The sequence below is a fragment of the Enterobacter cloacae complex sp. P38RS genome (genome assembly GCF_014930775.1).
GTDB lineage: Bacteria > Pseudomonadota > Gammaproteobacteria > Enterobacterales > Enterobacteriaceae > Enterobacter > Enterobacter bugandensis.
The window spans coordinates 49449-68952 of record NZ_JADBRS010000004.1 but is presented as its reverse complement, the minus strand read 5'-3'; the positions used below and the strand labels follow the sequence as shown (position 1 = coordinate 68952).

Genomic DNA, 19504 nt, shown 5'->3' with positions numbered 1-19504 from the left:
CCGCCTCCGGGCGGCACACTCTCAAAGCACGTTAGACGGCGCGCACGCGACGCAATCACTACCGCATCACATTGAGCGCCTTCCACAGCGCAGCACGCCACCACGACGCGCACAGACGCGCAAAATAAATCCTGTCACCACGTCTGGCGCGCAGTGCTATCCCCGCCTCGCCTGCCCGCTTTATGGGTCGGTTTTAATGCAGTTGCACTTCGCCATACAACCCTGAGCTGCCTACATTGAAATGGATGACCGCGGTTGAAAAAAGTCATGCATTTCCATGCAATACAATGCAAAGAAATGAAGAATATGATACTGATCTCTATGTCAGGTCTTTCTCGTAGCGTACAGATGAGTCTGACCGTAGGCTGACATTTAGAGACTTACCCCAAAATATAGGTGACTATCCATGGCAGGTGAAACAGAAAATATTTCAAAAATGGCAGAAAAATTATCTTCTGATTTATTTAGATGGTTTAAATGGGACCTCGTTGGTACAACTAATGAGAATTTCCCATGTATGAAAAAAGAACAACATAAGGCTAAATCAGGTACTCATCCAACAGATGTGGTTTTTTCCTACAAAGACCCCTATCTGAATAGAACTGTTTTTTTAAACACTGATTTAAAGAGTTATGTTAAAGGTTCTATCACTTCAACTTCAATGCGGAAAGCCTTGGTGTCATTAGCCAATTCAATAGACTGTGCCGAAGGTAGTAAGGAATGGAAAGAACGGTACTCTTATCAAAGCGGATCCTCTGAGGTCAGAGGTATGTTATTTGTTTATAATCATGATGGTGATTTCGACCAATCTTTTTATGATGTATTTTACCAGTCTCACGTTTCAGAAACGGATAAAATACAACGAGGTATAAATCTTGACAATATACCTTTAAAACAAGGTCAAAAAATACATATAATCGAACCAAGAACGATAAATTATCTTCAATCCATAATCTCTGACTTATCTCATTTAAGCCATAAACGAGAGTTTCCACTCGGTAGAAATTATCAGTTCTTTTATCCTGATTTATCATTGCATAAAGTCAGTGGCTCTCCTGAAGATCATCCAGCAACAGTCGAATTATTAACCGACCCATTTCTTATTATTAAACACAATGATGTTAAGCATTGTAATGAAGACACAGAAAAGTGGGAAAAGACATTTGACCACGGATATGTAATTTACTACAACGGCGAAGGAAAAAATGAATTAGAGTTCATTTATATACTAGATACATTATCAAAATATCAACTTCTTGATGGCAATGAAAAAATAAGAATCAGGATCGTTCATCCAAATATATTTAAAGATGTGCGCAGCATTTTTATGCGAGCTAAAGAAACTTATTCTAGAGAATGGGGTTTTGACGAACACAAACAAAAAATAATAAACACAATTGACTTTCACCAAGTGGAATTTACCAAACCTCGATTTAGTTCAGTTGAAATTGGTTGGGAACGATAATAATGAAAATCGGTTTATATAGTGTAAATGACAAGGCTATGTTTGATGCGCTAAATCAAACAAAGGTTACTCATGAAGATATGAAAAGCCTTTTCTTCAAAAGAGGTACAATCATATCCAAAGAGACGAAACGTAAAGCTTTAGCATTAGATTTTTCAAAAAACTATCATGGATATGATGATTTCGAATATCTTTCTGGAATTCTTGGTTCAGTCGGAAGAAGAGAGAAATTATCTATTAACATTGTTAACACCTCTATTAAAAAAGATGATATGGAGGCAACTCTAAAATCCATTTGCGAAGATCTCCAAAAGGAAGGTGATATAACAAACATAACTTTCACCGAAAAAGGATTCGATGTATCAGTAAAATATGTAAAATTAGACTATAAAATGAGTGAATTCCGCCAGTCATCATCTCGCGAAGCTAAAATCCAAGTCGAAATTAATGAGACTGGAGAATATATCACTCGTTTTCCGCAGAATGCTAAGGCCAGAGATTTTAACGACCGTCTCATTGGAAAGATTAAAGAAGAGAATCAAGAAGCTCAAGCCAGCTTAGAAGAGATATCGCTTGAAACTGTTAAAGATCACACTGAGCGAAGTAATTTCTTTAAGCAATTGATTATCAGCATGCCTAACTATAAATGTATAGATGTTTCAGATGTTTATGTAACCCACCCTATTTTAGAGGCAAAAAAACATCCTAAACAAGATAATGAACCTGTTGATGACGATGAACATGATGATGATGACGATGATACTGTCATTGACACTGGTTATCATATATCCAAGGCATCACTCAAAGGTCGCGGCGTACTGGAATCACCAGAACTAAAAGAGTTATTAAGTAAAGGTTTTTACATTACTAAGATTGTTTGGATTTCAGTAGTAGAGCACTTCAAAGATTCCGATAAATATGAATTCGAAGCTCAATTCGTGGACCCCGACAATTGTAAATTGTTTTCTTACTTAGTTCGCGGTCTCTACAAGTACAAAAAAATAAATGATTACACTCACCGCCAAAATGTAGATAAAGAAAAAGAGAATGTGTTATTATTATCCATAGAAAATACAGCTCGAGCTATTTCTGGGAAAATAGTTTCCTCGCATACACTTGAGGTTGTCACTGAATAATAAAAGGAGTTGCTATGAAAACAAAATGGTTTAATGCCAACTTCCCAGCAGGACTTGATGGGTTATATAAATCTATCATTGACACTCCTTTTGACAGTGATAAAGGATGGGGTTTTAGCATTAACACATATGAAGAAAATTTTATATCATCAAAGTATGTTGAAAGAATTGAAGTACGTGAAATCATCACTGATCCATATGGTAATGAAACTGAGTTTGAACACTTCAAATATATCCATTTTAACTTTTGGTTTTGTAGAGCACATAATGATAGATTTATTCTTATTATTGAATCTCCACCAAGAAGCATAAAAAGCTTTATATCAAATGTTATTAAGGCAACGGAGTCTGACTTTAACGTTTCGTTACTAACTATAAAAATTGATGATTTCATTCAATTGCTTACACCTCAGTTCGAAAAAGTGCAAGTTCATAAAGCCAAATTGAAAGATTTAACTTTCAACAAACATACTTCTGGTATTTTGGAACTTGAGTCTTCAAGCGATGCTATTGATGAGATTAAGAATATCTTCAAGAATGCTAAATTCACCATCGATAAAGTAAAACTTAATGTAAAGAACAATGCTGGTTATGAATCTTTGGAGGTAAACTCCAATGGTTCCATTAACTTTCCAGAAGAAATATTCGAAGAAATATTCTCTACTGTAACCAACTTCGCCTCTTAGATTTAATTTACTACTAAGCACTCTGAAATTACCTCAGAGTGCTTATAATTAAAATCTAACATTTCTACTCGTTCAAGCACAACCTGCTCATCTAGCTCTCTATCCACTTAGCTCTCACAATAAGTACTGTGTAAATACACGGTGTTATGTATAACAAAGGGAGGAAAGTAAAAATATCACGCACATATTCATTTTATGTGTATGATAATTACCTATCTGGATTATCTTGGTTGTCATTGTTTCCACTCCGATTGTGTTGAAGCCCCCGGCCACTCATCAACAACCGCATAACTGAATTTTTTCTCGCCGTAGGTCACCGTCGCACCTCGCGCCAGTACATCCAGCTCCCACCGTTCCGGCGTGATGCCGTGCTGTGCGAGGTCAATCCGGATGCGTGATATCTGGTCGCGCTGCGATTTTGTCAGGCGCGCTGAAGGTGCTAATGGTGGTCAGAGTGTCCACAATGTGTCCACACCCTAGCCGCTTTTTATGGCTTTTGACTGCTAGTAGTAAAACGTGAAGCCTTGTCTGGCGCGGCTTTCCAGCTACGCCAGACATTAAAAAGGCTCCCGCAGGAGCCTTTCTTCACATCAATGCAGTGACGCTAACCGCGCCGCAAACCCGACAAACAGCAGCCCTATCAGCCCGTTCCCCAGCTTTGCCAGTTTCTTTTTGGTTTTCAGATAACGCGTAACAAACGCCCCAGAGAAGATCAGGAAGCTCATGTACATAAAGCTAATCAGCTCAAGCGTGGTAGCGAGGATCAGGAAAGAGGTCCCGGTATTTTGCGCATTCACGTCGATAAACTGCACAAAGAACGAAACGTAGAACAGAATCGCTTTTGGATTGGTCAGGCTCAGGACGAGGGAGCGTTTCATGATCGTGCTGGCAGGCTCGGTTCCGCTCTCTTGAGTATTATTCTGACGTGTGATCACCGACCAGAGCATTTTTCCGCCCAACCACAGCAGATAGAAAGCCCCGAGATAGCGCACGATATTAAAGAGTACGGGGGTCGTCTGGATCAATGCCGCAACACCCGCCCAGGCCAGGAACATCAATACCGCATCACCGATAAACACGCCGGTCGCGGCAAGATACCCTTTTTTAACACCGTGACCGATCCCCGTTTTCAGCACAAACAGGGTGTTTGGCCCGGGAACCAGCACGATAAAAAATGCGCCAACAACATACGTCCAGAAATTCAGTACACCAAACTCCGCAAACACCTCTCCCTCCTTTTGCTAAAAATAACCAGAATATCGCCGCAATAACGATATTCGCAAAATAAGACAAAATATAATCAGCGGGCACCTTGCGGTGCCCTCATGGGTTTCAGATATCCTGGACTGCGAACAGCAACGCATTGCGGTGCCGGGTCAATCCACATTTTCTGATGGCGTGGATACGCATATTGCGGCGGGATTGTGCTTCCAGCCAACGAGCCTTGCGACGACTCACCTGTCGCAACATACGCCAGCGCCCTACTTCTGTTCTACTGCGCTTCATGTCTACAACTCTTTCTCAAACAGAGCCGCCATTATAAACCCAACCCGGCAGCAAACCAGCGCTTTTACCTGGCGTTTTTATTTGCCAGATGAATCCTGATGCGTACACTCATAACAATACGCTTTCAAAAGGATTTTTTTATCTATGACAACCTTCTACACCGTGGTGAGTTGGCTGGTCATTCTGGGATACTGGCTGTTAATCGCGGGTGTGACGTTACGCATCCTGATGAAGCGCAGAGCCGTACCCTCTGCCATGGCCTGGCTTCTGATCATTTATATCCTCCCACTGGTGGGAATTATTGCCTATCTCTCTTTCGGTGAGCTTCATCTGGGTAAACGCCGTGCCGAGCGGGCGCGCGCAATGTGGCCTTCCACCGCGAAGTGGCTTAACGATCTCAAAGCCTGTAAGCATATCTTTGCCGAGGAGAACAGCAGCGTCGCCTCCTCGCTGTTTAAGCTCTGCGAGCGCCGCCAGGGGATTGGCGGCGTTAAGGGCAATCAGCTCCAGCTTCTGACGTCGTCCGATGATGTCATGCAGGCGTTAATCCGCGATATTCAGCTGGCTCGCCATAATATTGAGATGGTGTTTTATATCTGGCAGCCCGGCGGCATGGCTGACCAGGTCGCTGAATCCCTGATGGCGGCCGCACGCAGGGGGATCCACTGCCGTCTGATGCTGGACTCCGCGGGCAGCGTGGCATTTTTCCGTAGCCCCTGGGCGGGCATGATGCGTAACGCCGGTATAGAGGTGGTTGAGGCACTGAAGGTGAATCTCCTGCGCGTGTTTCTGCGCCGGATGGACCTTCGCCAGCACCGTAAAATGGTCATGATCGATAACTATATTGCCTACACCGGCAGTATGAACATGGTTGACCCGCGCTTCTTTAAACAGGACTCCGGCGTCGGGCAATGGGTGGATCTGATGGCGCGAATGGAGGGGCCGATTGCCACCTCGATGGGGATCGTTTACTCCTGCGACTGGGAGATAGAAACCGGCAAGCGTATCCTGCCGCCACCGCCGGATGGCAATATTATGCCGTTTGAAGAGGCCAGCGGTCATACAATTCATACCATCGCCTCCGGACCAGGCTTCCCGGAGGACTTGATTCACCAGGCGCTGCTGACGGCAACCTACTCCGCGCGTGAATATCTGATCATGACGACGCCCTACTTTGTCCCCAGCGATGATCTGCTGCACGCGATTTGTACCGCAGCGCAGCGCGGCGTCGATGTCAGTATCATTCTGCCACGCAAAAATGACTCCCTTCTGGTGGGCTGGGCCAGCCGTGCCTTCTTTAGCGAACTGCTTGCCGCCGGGGTGAAAATTTACCAGTTTGAAGGCGGGCTCCTGCACACCAAGAGCGTGCTGGTCGACGGCGAATTAAGCCTGGTGGGCACGGTTAACCTTGATATGCGCAGCCTGTGGCTAAACTTTGAAATCACCCTGGTGATTGATGACGCCGGCTTTGGCGGTGACCTGGCGGCGGTTCAGGATGACTATATCTCCCGCTCGCGGCTGCTGGATGCCAGGCTGTGGGTAAAACGTCCGTTATGGCAGCGAATAGCTGAACGACTGTTTTACTTCTTTAGTCCGTTGCTGTAAAACGTGCCCAACGATGTTAAACAGGTAGTCATCATGGAAATGGATCTGAACAATCGCCTGACCGAAGACGAAACGCTCGAGCAGGCCTATGACATTTTTCTCGAACTGGCGGTTGATAACCTCGATCCCGCAGACGTGATCCTCTTTAATCTGCAGTTCGAAGAGCGCGGCGGTGCCGAATTGTTCGACCCTTCAGAGGACTGGGCCGAACATGTAGATTTCGACCTGAACCCTGACTTCTTTGCCGAAGTGGTTATTGGGCTGGCTGATGAAGACGGCGGTGAAATTAACGACATTTTTGCGCGCGTCCTGCTGTGTCGAGAGAAAGACCACAAGCTGTGCCACATACTCTGGCGCGAATAATAAAAAGGCTGCGATAGCAGCCTTTTTTATTTAATCCGGTAACGCGCTTCCGCAGCGGTTGCAAAACCGCGCGCTGTGTTCATGATCGGCCTGGTGGCAGTTCGGACATTTGCGCCGCTGTTTATGGTTCTGAAACGCGCTGCTCATGTGCGTGGTAATAAGCCCCGTCGGAATGGCAATTACCGAATACCCAATCAGAATCAGCACGGATGCCACAATCCGTCCCAGCGGCGTATGGGGCGTGATATCGCCATACCCCACGGTCGTAACGGTCACTATCGCCCAGTAGACGGAAGCGTTGAGCGTCGTGAAGCCATATTTCGGCCCTTCGATCAAATACATCAGCGCGCCAAAAACAATCATCACGATGGCAATAAACGAATAGAACAGAATAAGCTGATGGCGTGCGCTGACGATCGCGCTCCAGAATACGCGCAGCGACGGCATAAAGCGCAGTAACTTCAGGATACGCAAGACCCGAATAACGCGCATCGCTCGCCAGGCGAAAACATAGTTGAGGCTGATCTCCGGCCACAGCCACATCACATAGAGCGGCAGGATCGTCGCTAAATCAATAAAGCCCCAGAAGCTAAAGACGTACTTTGCCGGGTTGGGCCAGCAAACAACACGCAGAATATACTCAGCGGTAAAGACCAGGGTAATAATAAGTTCCAGCCAGACAAACGCATGCCATTCCTCAAATGTCAGGTGATATTGCGTCCCCACCCCCGATTCAATAAAGATGACCACTACGCTCAATAGCGCAAACAGCGCACACAGACCTTCAAAACGGCGTCCCGATACCGTTTCAGGATCGAATAAAAGATGATAGAGCCGCCGACGGGCTGAAGTGAATAAACGCGACACGGTAACCTCGCAAAAAAATAAGGGCTGACGTCATGTCAGCCCTTGCGATTATAGCGGGTCTACTTTCAGGCAGGAAACCGCATGTCGGAAACTGCCCTCCAGCACCGGTCGCGTTTTCGCGCATTCCGGCCCGGCCATCGGGCATCGCGTGCGGAACACGCAGCCCGACGGCGGATTGATCGGCGACGGCAATTCCCCTTCCAGAAGCTGAATCGTTTTATTCTTTTCCAGATCCGGATCGGGGATCGGCACCGCCGACATCAGCGCTTTGGTATAGGGGTGCAGCGGGTTATGGTACACCTCGTCATAGGTTCCCAGTTCCACGGCATGGCCCAGGTACATCACCAGCACGCGGTCGGAGATGTGTTTTACCACCGCCAGGTCGTGCGCAATGAAGATCAGCGACAGCCCCATTTCGCGCTGTAGTTTCTGAAGCAGGTTAACCACCTGCGCCTGAATCGACACGTCAAGCGCAGAGACCGGTTCATCACAAATAATCAGTTTCGGCTCAAGGATAAGCGCACGCGCAATGCCAATACGCTGACACTGGCCGCCTGAAAATTCATGCGGGTAACGGTTAATGAGGTTAGGCAACAACCCGACTTTGAGCATCATCGCCTTCACGCGGTCGCGGACTTCCTGACGCGGCATCTTTGGATGATAGGTGCGCAGCGGTTCGGCGATAATCTCACCGATGGTCATACGCGGGTTTAATGACGCCAGCGGATCCTGGAAAATCATCTGGATATCGCTGCGCACGTCGCGCCACTCGTCAGGCTTCATGCCCAGCAGATCTTTACCCAGCCAGGCCACTTTGCCGCCGGTGGCTTTCACCAGACCGATAATCGCACGCGCAAAGGTGGATTTACCGCAGCCGGATTCACCCACCACTCCCAGGGTTTCCCCCTCATACAAACGCAAGGTAACGCCATCTACCGCTTTCAGGGTCTTCGGCGGCTGCCAGAACCACTGCTTGCCATCTTTGATGTCGAAATGCACCTTGAGGTCGGCGATTTCGAGCAGCACGTTGCGTTTTTCATCTACTGCGTTCATACCAGCTCCTCCTGCGGCTTAAAGCAGGCGCGCAGACGGCCTGGGGCAAATTCTTCCAGCGGCGGCGCGCTGTTACAGATTTCCATCGCGTGCGGGCAGCGCGGCTGGAACGGACAGCCTTTCGGCAGTCGCAGCAGGTTTGGCGGGTTGCCCGGAATGGTGAGCAGGGACTCCCCTTCCGCATCAAGACGCGGCACCGCGTTCAGCAGGCCAATCGAGTACGGATGGGCTGGCTGATAGAACACGTCGCGCGCTTTGCCGTATTCCATGGTGCGCCCGGCGTACATCACCAGCACTTTGTCACAGATACCGGCAACCACCCCCAGATCGTGGGTGATCATGATAATCGCCGTGTTGAACTCACGCTTAAGCTCGTTCAGCAGGGTCATGATTTGCGCCTGCACGGTGACGTCCAGCGCGGTAGTCGGTTCATCGGCAATCAGCAGTTTTGGCCGGCACAGCAGCGCCATGGCAATCATCACGCGCTGACGCATACCGCCAGAGAACTCGTGCGGGAACATGCGCATGCGCTTGCGCGCTTCCGGCATTTTTACCGCATCCAGCATTTTAACGGATTCCTCAAAAGCTTCCGCTTTGCCCAGACCTTTGTGCAGCATCAGGACTTCCATCAGCTGCTCACCGACGCGCATATACGGGTTCAGGGAGGTCATCGGATCCTGGAAAATCATTGAGATCTGTTCGGCGCGAAGCTTGTTCAGCTCGAGCTCCGGCAGGTTAAGAATTTCGCGACCGTTGAATTTCGCCGAACCGCCAATCACGCCGTTAGCGGCCAGCAGGCCCATTAACGCAAATGCCGTCTGGGATTTTCCGGAGCCGGATTCACCCACGATCCCCAGCGTTTCCCCTTTGCTCAGGTTAAAGTTGAGATCGTTGACCGCAGTAACATCGCCGTCCGGGGTTTTAAAGGTCACGCGGAGGTCTTTAACATCCAGCAGAAGATTGCTCTGCTGCTGCGCCTGTGGCGCGGTGGCCGTTTCAATAATTGTCATGACGGCGCTCCTTAACGGTCTTTCGGGTCGAGGGCATCACGCAGGCCATCGCCGATAAAGTTAAAACAAAACAGGGTAACGACCAGGAAACCCGCCGGATAAAGCAGCAGCCACGGTGAAACTTCCATCGAGTTTGCGCCGTCGCTCAGCAGCGCGCCCCAGCTGCTCAGTGGCTCCTGCGTGCCCAGCCCCAGGAAGCTGAGGAAGGATTCAAACAGAATCATGCTTGGCACCAGCAGTGAGGCATAGACCACCACCACGCCCAGCACGTTAGGCACGATATGGCGAACCACGATATTACTGGTTGATACCCCCCCTACCTGCGCCGCTTCGATAAACTCTTTGCGTTTGAGGCTCAGCGTCTGGCCGCGCACGATACGCGCCATATCCAGCCAGGAAACCATCCCGATGGCCACGAAGATCAACAGGATGTTCTGGCCGAAGAAGGTCACCAGCAAAATCACGAAGAACATAAACGGGAAGGAGTTCAGGATTTCCAGGAGACGCATCATCACCGAGTCTACTTTGCCGCCAAGGTAGCCGGAAAGCGCCCCGTAAAGCGTCCCCACGATCACCGCCACCAGCGCGGCGGCGATACCGACCATCAGAGAAATACGGCCACCAATCGCCACGCGCACCAGCAAATCACGGCCGGATGAATCGGTACCGAAATAGTGGCCGGACTCCATATCAGGCGCGCTGGACATCATGCCCCAGTCCGTATCGAAATAGGTAAATTGCGACAGCATCGGCGCCAGGGTGACAAACAGCGCGATGATCACCAGCACAACCAGGCTGGCGACCGCCGCACGGTTATGCATAAAGCGACGGCGCGCGTCCTGCCAGAGGCTACGACCTTCTACTTCCAGTTTTTCACTGAAGTTTTCCAGCGCCTCGCTGTTTTTCTTACTCAACATCATGGCGTGCTCCAGCGTTAGTAACGAATTTTCGGGTCGATAACGGCATAAAGCACATCGACAACGGCGTTAAAGAGAATGGTCAGTGCGCCCACGAGGATCGTGAGGCTCAGAACGAGCGAGTAGTCACGGTTAAGCGCCCCGTTTACGAACAGTTGACCAATACCCGGCAGGCCGTAAATTGTTTCGATAACCATTGAACCCGTAATGATGCCGACGAATGCCGGTCCCATATAGGAGAGCACAGGCAGCAGCGCCGGCTTGAGCGCGTGGCGGAAGATGATCCGGCGCATCGGCAGCCCTTTCGCGCGCGCGGTGCGGATGAAGTTTGAGTGCAGCACTTCGATCATTGAACCACGGGTAATACGCGCGATACTGGCGATGTAGGCCAGCGATAATGCCACCATCGGCAAAATCATGAACTTCAATGCCCCGCCGTTCCAGCCGCCCCCGGGCAGCCATTTCAGCGTGATGGCAAATATCATCACCAGCAATGGCGCGACAACGAAGCTGGGTATGACTACCCCGGTCATTGCCACCCCCATTACGGCATAATCCCATTTGGTATTTTGTCTGAGCGCGGCGATAACGCCTGCAGTGACCCCGAGAACGACGGCAAGAATGAATGCTGCAGCACCCAGTTTTGCCGAGACCGGGAAGCTGGAGGCCACCAGATCGTTAACGGAATAGTCTTTATATTTAAATGACGGTCCAAAATCACCGTGCGCCAGCTGCTTCAGATAGTTGAAGTATTGGGTGGTGATGGGATCGTTTAAGTGATACTTCGCCTCGATGTTGGCCATGACTTCTGGCGGCAACGTACGTTCACCGGTAAATGGACTTCCCGGCGCGAGACGCATCATAAAGAAGGAAATCGTAATTAGAATAAATAACGTTGGTATCGCTTCTAGACAGCGACGCAGGATAAATTTCAACATTGCCCGTACCTTCTGGCGTGTGCCTGATGAATGTTACAAAGTAGACACAGTGGGGCAAGCCAGGCTCGCCCCACGTATTGCCATTAATGCTTGATAATATAAAGATTCTTAACGGAAATATTATCCAACGGGTCTTTACCGGTATAACCTCCTACCCACGGTTTCACCAGACGGGCGTTAACGTAGTAGTAAACCGGTACAATTGCAGAGTCTTTATCGAGCTGTTCTTCTGATTTCGCGTACAGCTCTGCGCGCTGCGCATCGTCAGACACTTTCAGGGTTTCAGCGATGATCTTGTCAAACGCCGGGCTCTTATAGTGCGCCGTGTTGTTTGAACTGTCGCTGAGCATGGTGTTCAGGAATGATGTCGGTTCGTTATAGTCCGCACACCAGCCCGCACGCGCCACGTCGAAGGTCCCCTGATGACGCGTATCGAGGAAGGTTTTCCACTCCTGGTTTTCCAGCTTAACGTTCACGCCCAAGTTTTTCTTCCAGATAGACGCGACGGCAATCGCCAGTTTTTTATGCAGATCTGATGTGTTATACAGCAGGTTGAACGTCAGCGGCTTGTCTGCGGTGTATCCTGCTTCAGCCAGCAGTTTTTTCGCTTCTTCGTTACGTTTTTCCTGCGACCATTTGAACCATTCAGGCTCAACCAGTTTCATCCCATCGGTATACGGAGGCGTGTAGCTGTACGCCGGCAGATCGCCCTGGTTTTTCACTTTGTTCACGATGATATCGCGATCCAGTGCCAGCTTCAGCGCGGTACGAACGCGCACGTCGGTGAACGGTGCTTTCTGGTTGTTGATTTCGTAATAATAGGTGCACAGATATGGATCGACGTGAACTTCTTTCGGGATCTCTTTCTTCAGCTTCTGGAACAGTTCAATCGGCATGTTGTTATAGGTCATGTCGATTTCACCGCTGCGGTAGCGGTTAACGTCGGTCACTTCGGAAGAGATTGGCAGGTAGGTGACCTGATTAATCACGGTCTTCGCGTTATCCCAGTACTGCGGGTTACGCTCCAGCACCATACGTTCGTTGACCACCCAGTCTTTCAGCTTATAGGCGCCGTTGGTCACGATATTGGCAGGCTGCGTCCATTTTTCACCAAATTTTTCCACGGCGGATTTTGGTACCGGCGAGACGGATGGGTGAACGAGCAGCTTATAGAAGTACGGAACAGGTTCGCTCAACGTCACTTCAAAGGTATTAGCATCGATCGCCTTCACGCCCAGGTCGGTGACCGGCTTTTTACCGGCGATGATGTCATCGATATTGGCGATGTGGCCATACTGCAGATAGCTCGCATACGGAGAGGCGGTATTTGGATTCGCCAGGCGCTGCCAGCTATATACGAAATCTTCGGCGGTAACCGGTGTACCGTCGGACCATTTGGCATCTTTACGCAGATGGAAGGTCCAGACTTTGAAATCTTTATTTTCCCACTTTTCTGCCACCCCCGGTGCCGGGTGGCCGTCAACGTCGGTCACCAGCAGACCTTCAAACAGGTCGCGGTTAACGTTTGACTCAGGAACGCCTTCAATTTTATGCGGATCGAGAGACTGCACTTCCGCACCGTTGTTACGCACCAGCGTCTGCTTTTCCGCCAGTTGAACACCTGCAGGAACGTCCGCAGCCATTGCAGCGTTTCCCGCGATTAGCGCAGTTAAAATCCCCGCCGCTACCAGATTTTTTTTTGTGATGATGGACATTGTGTTGGTACTCCACTCATTATAATTACTGGCTTTCGCCAGCTGTCTAATCCCCTGTTGGGGCCTGTACAGCGCAGGAGTTTTTTTTGCTGCTGTCAGGTTCTTTTTTTACTGCTTGCTATCACCGACTTTTTTATTACTGACCGCTCGTATGGCCGTCTTGCGTCGATTCTTGCCAGGCCTCCCCTGTTTGAGGCCTGTGCTGGATATCTGAGAAGAGGATTATATGAAAATAATTCTCATCTACTTGTTTTAGGCTGCAAAATAGTAGGCCGGAAAGTATCAAATGGCGTAAACACGCGCCAATACATTTTGCAAATTTGTTAAGCAATTCTCTTTTACGGCCCAGGCTGTATCGTCCTGCCCAGCCCTTCCATACGTTGATAACCCTAAAAAATACTTAAAATTCAAAATAATATGGAAGATTTTCCCTTCTGGCGCGTCGCTGCATTATCATCGGGTAGTTTTGTACGAAAATTTAACAATTGATTATTATTTAGCACATTCATCTAACGAAATGTTGAAATTACTAATATCATTTCGGTTATCCCGCAGCAAGCCCAAGACTATCGTGTGAGTAAAATAACAGTGCGTTCGAAGATTTTCTGTGCAGGCAGGCTTGAGATGAATTCATAACTCTATGAAATATATGAGATGAACATTATTAGTAGAATTTATTATGACAGGTAAGCTTTTCAACTTTATTTATATGATTTGCTGATATTGATACAAAAAAAACGGCGCCGAAGCGCCGTTCTTTCGTATGAAATATCAATGTAACAAGCCGGGGAAAATGCTTTTAATACCCGTGACAATGAACTCGATCCCGAGTGCCATTAACAGCAGCCCCATGATACGCGTAATAACGTTGATGCCGGTCTGCCCCAGCAGGCGTACCAGCAACGGCGCCATGCGGAATACGCCCCAGCAACAGAGCGCGAAAACGGCAATCGCGACAGAAAAACCAATCAAATGCATGAGGCTATGGTAACGCGTGCCCCAGACAATAGTTGAACTGATGGCACCCGGCCCGGCCATGAGGGGCAATGCCAACGGAACCACGCCGATACTTTCGCGGATGGCGGTTTCTGACTTTTCCTGCTTGTTCTGCTTATCCTCACCCAGCTTACCGCTGATCATGGACATGGCAATGGTCACCACCAGGATCCCGCCCGCAATGCGGAAGGAGTCAATCGAGATGCCAAAGAGCTGGAGAATTGCATCACCCAGGAAAAGCGAGGTGAGCAAAATGATTGCCACAGACAGGTTAGCGGTAAGATTGGTTTTGTTCCGGGCCGCCGCCGTCTGGTAACTGGTCATACTAATGAAGACAGGAATGATCCCCACCGGGTTGACCAGGGCAAACAGACCAATAAAAAATTTGAAATACGTTGGAAAATCAAAGAGCGTTTGGATCACGTTTTGCTCCGCTTTTGCGCATGCCCGGGACAGTTACATTGTTAGGAAAAATCGCGCTGAAGATACGCTTTTTATTAGCATACTTCACCAGAAATCTGTGCCAAAACGTTAGCATTTCAGAATGTTAAACATATGTTGAGACAATGATAGCGTCACTTCCAATAGTTACTTAATTAATTAACAGTGGAAATATATCCATTAAATAACCCTGCTGAAAGGTATCAGCTTGGTGGAAAATTGACGCAGATCATGATTTCCGTACTCAGAAGTGAGTAATCTTGATTACGCCCCCAGGGAGGTCACCTGACAAAAAGGGATGATGCTAAGGTAAGGCTCTTTTAGTAAATTAGTGTACTGGAGCATAAAGTAACCCTTTGTTTTACTTTATGTAACGCAAGTCGTATTGGCACTGTCTATACTGTCTGACGTATCGAGCGCTGGTTTACTAAAAGAGTTTAAACATTATCAGGAGAGCATTATGGCTGTTACTAATATCGCTGAACTGAACGCCCTCGTCGAGCGCGTTAAAAAAGCCCAGCGTGAATATGCCAATTTCACCCAAGAACAGGTTGATAAAATCTTCCGCGCGGCCGCTCTGGCTGCTGCAGATGCTCGAATCCCTCTCGCTAAAATGGCCGTTGCCGAATCTGGCATGGGTATCGTTGAAGATAAAGTGATCAAAAACCACTTTGCTTCTGAGTATATCTACAACGCCTATAAAGATGAGAAAACCTGTGGCGTTCTGTCTGAAGACGACACCTTCGGGACGATCACCATCGCCGAACCTATCGGCATCATTTGCGGTATTGTTCCAACGACTAACCCTACTTCAACGGCTATCTTCAAATCGCTGATCAGCCTGAAGACCCGTAACGCAATCATCTTCTCTCCACATCCACGTGCGAAAGACGCAACAAATAAAGCAGCAGACATCGTTCTGCAGGCAGCAATTGCTGCGGGCGCACCAAAAGATCTGATTGGTTGGATCGACCAACCTTCTGTTGAACTGTCTAACGCGCTGATGCATCACCCGGACATTAACCTGATTCTGGCGACCGGTGGTCCTGGTATGGTTAAAGCAGCATACAGCTCCGGTAAACCAGCAATCGGTGTAGGCGCAGGTAACACCCCCGTTGTTATCGATGAAACCGCTGACATCAAACGTGCTGTTGCGTCTGTGCTGATGTCTAAAACCTTCGATAACGGCGTTATCTGTGCATCTGAACAGTCTGTAGTTGTTGTTGATTCCGTGTACGATGCAGTACGCGAGCGTTTCGCCAGCCACGGCGGCTACCTGCTGCAGGGCAAAGAGCTGAAAGCGGTTCAGGACATCATCCTCAAAAATGGCGCGCTGAACGCTGCTATCGTAGGTCAGCCAGCCTATAAAATCGCTGAACTCGCAGGCTTTACCGTTCCGGCGACCACCAAGATCCTGATCGGTGAAGTTAAAGTTGTTGACGAAAGCGAGCCGTTTGCTCACGAAAAACTGTCTCCTACGCTTGCTATGTATCGTGCGAAAGATTTCGAAGACGCGGTAGAAAAAGCCGAGAAGCTGGTTGCCATGGGCGGTATCGGTCATACCTCATGTCTGTACACCGACCAGGATAACCAGCCAGAGCGTGTCGCCCACTTCGGTCAGATGATGAAAACTGCCCGTATCCTGATTAACACCCCTGCTTCTCAGGGTGGTATCGGTGACCTGTATAACTTCAAACTCGCACCTTCCCTGACTCTGGGTTGTGGTTCCTGGGGTGGTAACTCCATCTCTGAAAACGTTGGTCCAAAACACCTGATCAACAAGAAAACCGTTGCTAAGCGAGCTGAAAACATGTTGTGGCACAAACTTCCGAAATCTATCTACTTCCGCCGTGGCTCTCTGCCAATCGCGCTGGATGAAGTGATTACTGATGGCCACAAACGTGCGCTCATCGTGACTGACCGTTTCCTGTTCAACAACGGCTACGCTGACCAGATCACCTCTGTGCTGAAAGCGGCTGGCGTCGAAACTGAAGTGTTCTTCGAAGTTGAAGCTGACCCAACCCTGAGCGTTGTACGCAAAGGTGCTGAACTGGCGAACTCCTTCAAACCAGATGTGATTATCGCACTGGGTGGTGGTTCCCCAATGGACGCCGCGAAAATCATGTGGGTTATGTACGAACATCCGGAAACCCACTTCGAAGAGCTGGCGCTGCGCTTTATGGACATCCGTAAACGTATCTACAAGTTCCCGAAAATGGGCGTGAAAGCGAAAATGATCGCCGTCACCACTACTTCCGGTACCGGCTCAGAAGTGACGCCATTCGCGGTAGTAACAGATGACGCAACAGGTCAGAAATATCCGCTGGCTGACTACGCGCTGACGCCAGATATGGCTATCGTTGATGCCAACCTGGTAATGGAAATGCCGAAGTCTCTGTGTGCGTTCGGTGGTCTGGATGCCGTGACTCACGCGCTGGAAGCCTACGTTTCTGTGCTGGCGTCTGAGTTCTCTGACGGTCAGGCTCTGCAGGCTCTGAAACTGCTGAAAGAAAACCTGCCAGCGTCCTACAACGAAGGTTCTAAAAACCCTGTAGCACGTGAACGTGTCCACAGTGCAGCAACCATCGCCGGTATCGCGTTTGCGAACGCCTTCCTGGGTGTTTGCCACTCTATGGCGCACAAGCTGGGTTCACAGTTCCACATTCCTCACGGTCTGGCGAACGCCCTGTTGATCAGCAACGTTATCCGCTATAACGCCAACGACAACCCAACCAAGCAGACTGCGTTCAGCCAGTATGACCGTCCGCAAGCGCGCCGTCGTTATGCTGAAATCGCTGACCACCTTGGTCTGAGCGCACCGGGCGACCGTACTGCTGCGAAGATTGAGAAACTGCTGGCATGGCTGGAAAGCCTGAAAGCTGAACTGGGTATTCCTAAATCTATCCGTGAAGCAGGCGTTCAGGAAGCTGACTTCCTCGCTCACGTAGACAAGCTGTCTGAAGATGCCTTCGATGACCAGTGTACTGGTGCTAACCCGCGCTACCCACTGATCTCCGAGCTGAAACAGATTCTGCTGGATACCTACTACGGTCGTGAGTTCAAAGAAGGTGACGTTGCTGCTGTGAAAGCAGAAGCTCCGATCATTAAAGCTGACAAGAAAGCGAAGAAAAGCGCTTAATTGACAGTCTGAGGAAAAAACCCGCCTGTATGGCGGGTTTTTTTTATGTCTGAATAACGGCAGATATTATTTTCTGTTGTCGTGCTGGATCGCCGTCAGCGAGCCTACGGACAACGCTTCCTTATAATGCTTACGGCAGACCGACACATAGCGTTCATTACCACCAATCACCACCTGCTCACCGTCCGCATAAGGTTTTCCAGCCTGGTCGAGACGAAGCACCATGCTGGCCTTGCGTCCGCAGAAACAGATAGTTTTTAGTTCAACCAGCTTATCTGACCAGGCAAGCAAATACTGGCTTCCGGCAAACAGCTCCCCGCGGAAGTCCGTACGCAGCCCGTAGCACAGAACGGGGATATCGAGCTCATCAACCACTTCAGAGAGCGCGTGCACCTGTTCACGCGTCAGGAACTGGCTCTCATCAACCAGCACGCAATGAATGGGCTCTGACGCATGCGCAGCGCGGATATCCTCCAGCAGGTCAGTTTGCGGGTTAAACAGCCTGGCTGGCGAAGAGAGGCCTATTCTGGAACTCACCTTCCCTGCACCGAAGCGATCGTCGATTTCAGCGGTATAAACAACGGTACGCATTCCTCGTTCCTGGTAATTGTATGAGGATTGCAGCAGTGCGGTGGATTTCCCGGCATTCATTGCCGAATAGTAGAAATAAAGTTGTGCCATTGGCCGTAAAACCCTAATCAATGTGTAATATTCCCGATGATTCATTGTACCATATTTTGTCTGGTCATCAGCGACACGCCGCACAAACGATGCCGTGCTGAAAGGTGTAAAACGCCCTCTTTTCGCAAAAATAATCCGCTAAAACAGAGAGTAATGACGGTCATGCTGGTGAACAGGTTATATGATTAGCCAAACATAACACTTCTTTTTATTGTGGAATCTACGTTCATTAAAATTCACTATTTATTAACTATTCCTGCCTTAACACCGTCGCCTGGAACTAATACAAAAGGCTGATATTTATCCGCCGCAACTATAATTCCTGCGGCAAATGTCACAAAAAAAAGATGCAAGCGGCGGGGTTAAGCAGGTTATCGTGATAACAAGCGAGACTGCCAAAGAGGAAATTTAAGTTAGCGTAATTAATAATAGCGGCTTTATTTAGTATTTTTTGAATTCCTTACATTCCTGGCTATTGCACATCTGAATTTATGGCTCTATTATTAGGTCAACAAACCACCCCCCATTATAAGTTTGAGATTACTACAATGAGCGAAGCACTTAAAATTCTGAACAACATCCGTACTCTTCGTGCGCAGGCAAGAGAATGTACCCTTGAAACGCTCGAAGAAATGCTGGAAAAATTAGAAGTTGTAGTTAATGAACGTCGCGAAGAAGAAAGCGCTGCTGCAGCTGAAATCGAAGAGCGTACGCGTAAACTGCAGCAATATCGTGAAATGCTGATTGCTGATGGTATCGATCCAAATGAATTGCTGAACAGCATTGCTGCTGCAAAAACCGGTACCAAAGCAAAACGCGCTGCCCGTCCTGCTAAATATAGCTATGTAGATGAGAACGGCGAAACTAAAACCTGGACCGGCCAGGGCCGTACTCCTGCTGTAATCAAGAAAGCTATGGATGAGCAAGGTAAACAGCTGGATGACTTCCTGATCAAGGATTAATCAAGCCGAATTCAGAAAAATCCC

General features: G+C 48.7%; 17 protein-coding genes and 1 pseudogene. 7 read left to right on the top strand and 11 right to left on the bottom strand.

The features are described 5' to 3' along the window. Nucleotides 1–406: 406 nt before the first annotated feature. Genes IM303_RS07695 through IM303_RS07685 form a run of 3 tightly spaced genes read left to right on the top strand, consistent with a single transcriptional unit; the run spans nt 407 to nt 3287 of the window. Entirely contained in the window at nt 407–1465 is a 1059-nt protein-coding gene (locus tag IM303_RS07695) for a hypothetical protein (protein WP_193359778.1), read from the top strand. A gap of 2 nt (nt 1466–1467) precedes the next feature. Next, nucleotides 1468–2601, top strand: a complete 1134-nt coding sequence (locus IM303_RS07690) for a hypothetical protein (RefSeq protein WP_193359777.1) — start codon at nt 1468–1470, stop codon at nt 2599–2601. Between the two features lie 14 nt (nt 2602–2615). Then, entirely contained in the window at nt 2616–3287 is a 672-nt protein-coding gene (locus IM303_RS07685; RefSeq protein WP_193359776.1) for a hypothetical protein, read from the top strand. A gap of 233 nt (nt 3288–3520) precedes the next feature. Here IM303_RS07685 and IM303_RS22180 read toward each other — a convergent pair. From IM303_RS22180 to IM303_RS07675, 3 genes and pseudogenes are all read right to left on the bottom strand, one after another. Further along, nucleotides 3521–3730 (bottom strand): annotated as a pseudogene (locus IM303_RS22180) (replication endonuclease); the annotation flags it as partial. 147 nt (nt 3731–3877) lie between these two features. Beyond that, nucleotides 3878–4513 carry a leucine efflux protein LeuE gene (gene leuE / locus IM303_RS07680; RefSeq protein ID WP_048999271.1) on the bottom strand — a complete coding sequence of 212 codons (636 nt, stop codon included), beginning with the start codon at nt 4511–4513 and terminating at the stop codon, nt 3878–3880. A gap of 106 nt (nt 4514–4619) precedes the next feature. Further along, nucleotides 4620–4793, bottom strand: coding sequence for a YciY family protein (locus IM303_RS07675; protein ID WP_086379783.1), 174 nt, complete (start codon nt 4791–4793; stop codon nt 4620–4622). 144 nt (nt 4794–4937) lie between these two features. Between IM303_RS07675 and cls the strand changes: the two genes are divergently transcribed. Both cls and IM303_RS07665 read left to right on the top strand, forming a co-directional pair. Beyond that, entirely contained in the window at nt 4938–6398 is a 1461-nt protein-coding gene (gene cls, locus IM303_RS07670) for a cardiolipin synthase (RefSeq protein WP_028013424.1), read from the top strand. Nucleotides 6399–6431: 33 nt separating this feature from the next. Continuing rightward, the gene (locus IM303_RS07665; RefSeq protein WP_006810881.1) at nt 6432–6761 is read left to right on the top strand and encodes an HI1450 family dsDNA-mimic protein; all 330 of its coding nucleotides are present in this window, start codon (nt 6432–6434) and stop codon (nt 6759–6761) included. 30 nt (nt 6762–6791) lie between these two features. On the opposite strand, the gene IM303_RS07660 is transcribed toward IM303_RS07665, so the two are convergent. The 7 genes from IM303_RS07660 to IM303_RS07630 form a co-directional block, all read right to left on the bottom strand. Next, nucleotides 6792–7628 carry an ion transporter gene (locus tag IM303_RS07660; protein WP_045260682.1) on the bottom strand — a complete coding sequence of 279 codons (837 nt, stop codon included), beginning with the start codon at nt 7626–7628 and terminating at the stop codon, nt 6792–6794. A 48-nt stretch (nt 7629–7676) separates the two neighbouring features. Next, complete coding sequence (gene oppF / locus IM303_RS07655; RefSeq protein ID WP_041909608.1) at nt 7677–8681, bottom strand: murein tripeptide/oligopeptide ABC transporter ATP-binding protein OppF; 1005 nt, start codon at nt 8679–8681, stop codon at nt 7677–7679. After that, nucleotides 8678–9691: an ABC transporter ATP-binding protein gene (locus tag IM303_RS07650; RefSeq protein ID WP_028013427.1), complete on the bottom strand. Its 1014-nt coding sequence runs from the start codon at nt 9689–9691 to the stop codon at nt 8678–8680. The genes oppF and IM303_RS07650 overlap by 4 nt, the downstream gene beginning before the upstream one ends. 11 nt (nt 9692–9702) lie before the next feature. After that, complete coding sequence (gene oppC / locus IM303_RS07645; RefSeq protein WP_028013428.1) at nt 9703–10611, bottom strand: oligopeptide ABC transporter permease OppC; 909 nt, start codon at nt 10609–10611, stop codon at nt 9703–9705. A gap of 14 nt (nt 10612–10625) precedes the next feature. Next, on the bottom strand, nt 10626–11546 hold the full coding sequence (gene oppB, locus IM303_RS07640; RefSeq protein ID WP_028013429.1) for an oligopeptide ABC transporter permease OppB: 921 nt from the start codon (nt 11544–11546) through the stop codon (nt 10626–10628). Between the two features lie 83 nt (nt 11547–11629). Continuing rightward, the gene (gene oppA, locus IM303_RS07635) at nt 11630–13261 is read right to left on the bottom strand and encodes an oligopeptide ABC transporter substrate-binding protein OppA (RefSeq protein WP_028013430.1); all 1632 of its coding nucleotides are present in this window, start codon (nt 13259–13261) and stop codon (nt 11630–11632) included. 771 nt (nt 13262–14032) lie between these two features. Then, nucleotides 14033–14680: a YchE family NAAT transporter gene (locus tag IM303_RS07630; RefSeq protein WP_041909604.1), complete on the bottom strand. Its 648-nt coding sequence runs from the start codon at nt 14678–14680 to the stop codon at nt 14033–14035. A gap of 478 nt (nt 14681–15158) precedes the next feature. Here IM303_RS07630 and adhE point away from each other — a divergent pair, with 478 nt between their 5' ends. Continuing rightward, nucleotides 15159–17837, top strand: coding sequence for a bifunctional acetaldehyde-CoA/alcohol dehydrogenase (gene adhE / locus IM303_RS07625; RefSeq protein ID WP_048999273.1), 2679 nt, complete (start codon nt 15159–15161; stop codon nt 17835–17837). Between the two features lie 66 nt (nt 17838–17903). Here the strand turns inward: adhE and tdk are convergent, their stop codons facing one another. Then, a complete protein-coding gene (tdk, locus tag IM303_RS07620; protein ID WP_028013433.1) occupies nt 17904–18518 on the bottom strand; it encodes a thymidine kinase in 615 nt (204 codons plus the stop codon). Between the two features lie 548 nt (nt 18519–19066). On the opposite strand from tdk, the gene hns reads away from it, so the two are divergent. Continuing rightward, nucleotides 19067–19480 (top strand): histone-like nucleoid-structuring protein H-NS, encoded by a 414-nt coding sequence (gene hns, locus IM303_RS07615; RefSeq protein WP_028013434.1) that lies wholly within the window; start codon nt 19067–19069, stop codon nt 19478–19480. Nucleotides 19481–19504 lie beyond the last annotated feature (24 nt).